The 4,983-nt window shown below is 63.2% G+C and carries 5 protein-coding genes and 2 tRNA genes; 3 read left to right on the forward strand and 4 right to left on the reverse strand.

Going from position 1 to position 4,983, the window contains the following annotated elements; genetic code table 11:
- Positions 1–26 precede the first annotated feature (26 nt).
- Positions 27–99, reverse strand: a tRNA-Lys gene (locus tag WBF82_RS05940).
- A 163-nt stretch (positions 100–262) separates the two neighbouring features.
- On the opposite strand from WBF82_RS05940, the gene WBF82_RS05945 reads away from it, so the two are divergent.
- Together WBF82_RS05945 and WBF82_RS05950 are read left to right on the forward strand one after the other, a co-directional pair.
- Positions 263–1,465, forward strand: a complete 1,203-nt coding sequence (locus WBF82_RS05945) for a L,D-transpeptidase (RefSeq protein WP_424382151.1) — start codon at positions 263–265, stop codon at positions 1,463–1,465.
- A gap of 70 nt (positions 1,466–1,535) precedes the next feature.
- Complete coding sequence (locus WBF82_RS05950; protein WP_424382152.1) at positions 1,536–1,766, forward strand: hypothetical protein; 231 nt, start codon at positions 1,536–1,538, stop codon at positions 1,764–1,766.
- Between the two features lie 76 nt (positions 1,767–1,842).
- On the opposite strand, the gene WBF82_RS05955 is transcribed toward WBF82_RS05950, so the two are convergent.
- Positions 1,843–1,915 (reverse strand) — tRNA-His (locus tag WBF82_RS05955).
- Positions 1,916–1,964: 49 nt separating this feature from the next.
- Complete coding sequence (orn, locus tag WBF82_RS05960; RefSeq protein ID WP_424382153.1) at positions 1,965–2,612, reverse strand: oligoribonuclease; 648 nt, start codon at positions 2,610–2,612, stop codon at positions 1,965–1,967.
- Between the two features lie 177 nt (positions 2,613–2,789).
- Between orn and WBF82_RS05965 the strand changes: the two genes are divergently transcribed.
- Positions 2,790–4,355 (forward strand): helicase HerA-like domain-containing protein, encoded by a 1,566-nt coding sequence (locus WBF82_RS05965; protein ID WP_424382154.1) that lies wholly within the window; start codon positions 2,790–2,792, stop codon positions 4,353–4,355.
- A 1-nt stretch (position 4,356) separates the two neighbouring features.
- On the opposite strand, the gene WBF82_RS05970 is transcribed toward WBF82_RS05965, so the two are convergent.
- Positions 4,357–4,983 (reverse strand): SDR family NAD(P)-dependent oxidoreductase (locus tag WBF82_RS05970; RefSeq protein WP_424382155.1); only part of this gene is annotated, 627 nt, incomplete at its 5' end.

Raw genomic sequence — 4,983 nt, forward strand, 5'->3', positions numbered from 1 at the left:
CGGATCGAGGTTGGACGGGGTTTAAGTGCGCCGTCAGGGTTTCGAACCCCGGACCCGCTGATTAAGAGTCAGCTGCTCTACCAACTGAGCTAACGGCGCGTGGAACCTGCTGGACCGCGTTTGCGACAATAACAGCCATTCCGTCGGCAGGCGAAATCGCCGTGGCCGAGATCGACCGCTGGTCACGGTTAACAGTCAACTACCCCTAGAATACTCGCCAGTAATACAGGTCTGAGGGGGAGCAAACTCCGTGGTAGGTCGCATGACGATGCGCCGGCGCCGGTGCCGCCAATGGGTGGCGGCGCTGATGGTCCCGCTTGCCGTTTTCGGCGCGGGTGCCTGCGGCGGCGGCGGTGCAGCCCCACCGCCGAAAGCCATCATGGACAAGGCCACGCCGTTCGGTGACCTGCTCGTCCCCAAGGTCAGCGCATCGGTGACTGATGGCGCCGTGGGCGTCGCGGTGGACAGCCCGGTAACAGTGACCGCTGACGACGGCGTTCTGGCCTCCGTCGAGATTGTCAACGAGAACGGGCGCTCGCTGGGCGGGCAGCTCAGCCCCGACGGTGTGCGCTGGTCGACCACCGAGCAGCTGGGCTACAACAGGAGCTACACGCTGACTGCCAAAGCGCGTGGGCTGGGCGGCGTGGCCACCCGCCAGATTGCGTTTCAGACCCAGTCACCGCAGAACCTGGCGATGCCGTATGCCATGCCGCACGACGGCGAGGTAGTCGGCGTCGGCGAGCCGCTGGCGATCCGATTCGACGAGAACATCGCCAACCGCGCCGCGGCCGAGAAGGCCATCGTGGTGACCACAGATCCGCCTGTCGAAGGGGCGTTCTACTGGCTGAACAACCGTGAAGTGCGTTGGCGCCCTGAGCATTTCTGGAAGCCAGGCACCACCGTGAACGTCGCGGTCAACACCTATGGCGTCGACCTTGGAGATGGGGTTTTCGGCGAGGACAACCTGCACACCCACTTCACCATCGGTGACGAGGTCATCGCTACCGCCGATGACGACACCAAGATGGTGACGGTGCGGGTCAACGGTGAAGTGGTCAAAACCATGCCGACCTCGATGGGCAAGGACAGCACTCCGACCGCCAGCGGTACCTACATCCTCGGGGAGCGGTTCGCGCACATGATCATGGATTCGTCGACCTACGGCGTACCGGTCAACTCGCCCAACGGGTATCGCACCGAGGTGGATTACGCCACCCAGATTTCCTACAGCGGTGTCTTCGTGCATTCGGCGCCGTGGTCGGTGGGCGCTCAGGGCCACACCAACACCAGTCACGGCTGTCTGAATGTCAGTCCCAGCAACGCGCAGTGGTTCTTCGAGCACACCAAGCGCGGCGACATAGTGCAAGTGCTGAACACCCTGGGGCCGCCACTGTCGGGGACGGAAGGTCTTGGCGACTGGAACATTCCGTGGGATCAGTGGCACGCCGGCAACGCCAAGGCGTAACGCCGGTCCGGGCCCCGAGGCGCGAGGCAGTCCGCCGCGCCTTTCCCCGCGGCTGCCTTAGGGTGGCGAGATGACCGAGCCTGATTGGCCGCTGTGGGAGTACAAATGGTTCTTTTCGACGGGTGATGATGCCATGAACGAAATGATGCGCAGAGCGAACGCGCTAGGCGAAGAAGCCTGGGAGATGGTCAACTTCGTGATGGACGCGAATAAACCCTTTACGGCCGCGTGCTTCTTCAAACGGCCGCGGCTCCCGGGTGTTGAGCCCGAATCGCCGGAACCGCCTCGGCGCTTTCTCTGAATACGGGGGTGACCGCGCGGACCGCCCCCGCAATGGAGAAAGCCAGAGGGCTAGAGATGCCCTCTGGCTTGTTCGGGGTGGCTGACGGGACTCGAACCCGCGACACCCAGGATCACAACCTGGTGCTCTACCAGCTGAACTACAGCCACCATCGCTGCCAGCCACTTCCATAAGTGGGACTAGGCAGCGACGTCGATACTAGCTGTTCGGGTGTTCGGCAGCCGAATCGATTACCTCCGGCGCGGCCGGTTCGCCCCCCAGCTCGACGGCGACCGCGGCAATGTCGCTGGTGGCAGGCCCTGGCGGCGGCACGAACGCGGTGCGCCGGTAGTACTGCAGTTCGCGGATGGATTCGTGAATGTCGGCCAGCGCGCGGTGCGCGAGTCCCTTGGCCGGCTGGCCATAGTAGATGCGCGGATACCAGCGGCGACACAGTTCTTTGATCGAGCTCACATCGATCATCCGGTAGTGCAGATATGAGTCGAGGGCAGGCATGTCGCGGGCGATGAATCCGCGGTCGGTCGCGATCGAGTTACCAGCCAGCGGTGCCGTTTTGGCTTGTTTGACGTGTTGGCGGATGTAGTCGAGCACCATCGTCTCCGCGGTCGCCACATCCACAGTGGACGCCCGCACCTCCTCGATGAGACCGGAACGGGTGTGCATTTCGGTGACCACGTCGATCATCGATGACAACGCCGCGTCGTCGGCGTGGATCACCACGTCAACCCCATCGCCGAGCACGTTCAGCTCTGCGTCGGTGACCAGAACGGCGATTTCGATCAACTTGTCTGAGTGCAGGTCCAGCCCGGTCATTTCACAGTCGATCCACACCAGTTCGTCCCGCACAGCGTTCACCCTAGGCAAAGTTGGCTGCCAGACCTGCAGCCACCCCGCGGCAGCACGTCAGCAAGTAAGGTCGTGCGTTGGCGGTACTAGCTTTGATTGTCCGGCTCCTCACCGGGCCATAAGCGGCCCGCATCGTCGCCGGACTACGAACCTACTACGGGAGAGGCAGGCGTCACGATGAGCTCCGAGTCGACACCGCGCAGCGCATCGGCAGGGACTCCAGCGGCTCCAGCGCAGCAGATCGCGGCCGGCTACACGGTCGAGGGCCAGGCCCTGGAGCTGGGCACGGTCGTCATCGACGGTACGGCCGACCCCGCCGCGCAAATCCGCATCCCGCTGGCCACAATCAACCGGCACGGTTTGGTGGCCGGAGCGACCGGCACCGGCAAGACCAAGACGCTGCAGCTGATCGCCGAGCAGCTCTCGGCGGCGGGCGTGCCGGTGCTGATGGCCGATGTCAAGGGCGACCTGTCCGGCCTGTCGCGGCCCGGACAGAGCAGCGACAAGATCACCGCGCGCGCCAAGGAAACCGGCGAGACGTGGGAGGCAAGCGCCTTTCCGGTGGACTTCTTGTCGCTGGGCACCAAAGGCATCGGCGTTCCGGTGCGGGCCACCATCGCCAGCTTTGGTCCCGTCCTGCTGTCAAAAGTGTTGGGCCTCAACAGTACTCAAGAATCAACCTTGGGTCTGATCTTCCATTATGGCGAGCAGCAAAAATACGATCTGCTGGACCTGAAAGACCTGCGCGCGGTGATCAGCAAGCTCACTAGCGACGAGGGTAAGGCCGACCTGAAGTCACTCGGCGGCGTCTCGGCGCAAACTGCCGGCGTCATCCTGCGCGCTTTGGTCAACCTGGAAGCCGAAGGTGCCGATACCTTTTTTGGTGAGCCCGAATTAAAACCCAAGGATCTCTTGCGCTTTGATGACAAGGGCCATGGGGTCATCTCATTGCTGGAACTCGGCGACCAGGCCGCCCGCCCGGTCCTGTTCTCCACCTTCCTGATGTGGGTGCTGTCCGATCTCTTCAAATCCCTGCCGGAGATCGGCGACGTCGATAAGCCCAAGCTGGTGTTCGTCTTTGACGAGGCCCACCTGCTGTTCACCGATGCGTCCAAGGCGTTCCTGGAGCAGGTCGAGCAGACTGTCAAGCTGATCCGCTCCCGCGGCGTTGGGGTGTTCTTCTGCACCCAGTTGCCCACTGATGTGCCCAACGAGGTGCTGTCACAGTTGGGAGCGCGGATCCAGCACGCGCTGCGCGCGTTTACTCCCGATGACCAGAAGGCGTTGACGAAAACCGTTCGCACCTATCCGAAAACCGATGTCTACGATCTGGCTTCGGCGTTGACCTCGCTGGGCATCGGCGAAGCGGTGGTCACCGTGTTGTCGGAGCGCGGTGCCCCGACCCCGGTCGCGTGGACCAGGCTGCGCTCCCCACGTTCGCTGATGGCTGCCATCGGCGACGACGCGATCGGCACCGCGGCCAAGTCCAGTCCGCTGCAGGCGACGTACGGCCAAACCGTCGATAAAGAATCCGCCTACGAGAAGATCGAAGCCGAAAAAGCAGAAGCTGCCAAGGCCGGCCCACCCGCGACGGCGGGATCCAAGTCGGCTCCTGCGCCTGAGAAGAAGCCAGGCTGGTTCAAGCGCTTCGTAAATAGCAGGGGTTTCCAGACATTTCTCAGAGCGCTTGGTACGGAACTGATCCGCAGCATGCTCGGCGGCAGCGGTCGCCGCCGCCGATAGGTCAGGCGCCGAGCTTTTTGTAGAAGCTTCCGACGATTGGCGCGACGATTGCGCGCGGCGCATACCCGCTCGCCAGTGACATGGCCTTGGACGTCAAACCTGGCACCACACGCATCTTATTGCGCGCCAACGCATTTAGCGAGGCACGGGCGGTGTGCTCTGTGGAGATCCAGAGAAAATCGGGCACCAGCTTCTCGACGATCGACGCTTCGGCGGGGTCGGGTAGGTCGGTTCGCACCGGCCCGGGTGCCAATAGCGTGACGTGCACGCCGGATTTCCGCAGCTCCCCGCGCAATGATTCGCTGAACGTGTTGACAAACGCTTTGCTCGCCGCATAGGTCGCGTTATAGGGAATCGGTGAATTCCCGGCTGCCGAACCGGAAATCAAGATGCCGCCGGCCTTTCGCTCGATCATCCCCGGCAGCACCGCAAGCACCAGGTCGTGCACGGCAATCGCGTTCAGCTGTACCTGCGCTCTTTCCACCGCTGGATCAAGCGTGGAGACCGCGCCAAAGGTCGCAGTGCCGGCGTTGGCGCACAGGATCGAGATGTTGCGGGTTGCCAACTCGTCGAGCAGTTTTGCGCGTTCGGTCACATCGGCGAGGTCGGCCGGGCGTACTTCGACGGC

The organism is Mycobacterium sp. (genome assembly GCF_049673265.1).
In the GTDB taxonomy this organism is placed as follows: Bacteria; Actinomycetota; Actinomycetes; order Mycobacteriales; family Mycobacteriaceae; genus Mycobacterium.

Excerpts from the sequence above, each read along its gene's own strand:
- WBF82_RS05945 (WP_424382151.1), top strand. The coding sequence starts at position 263 with ATGACGATGCGCCGGCGCCGGTGCCGCCAATGGGTGGCGGCGCTGATG.
- WBF82_RS05950 (WP_424382152.1), top strand. The coding sequence starts at position 1,536 with ATGACCGAGCCTGATTGGCCGCTGTGGGAGTACAAATGGTTCTTTTCG.
- WBF82_RS05965 (WP_424382154.1), top strand. The coding sequence starts at position 2,790 with ATGAGCTCCGAGTCGACACCGCGCAGCGCATCGGCAGGGACTCCAGCG.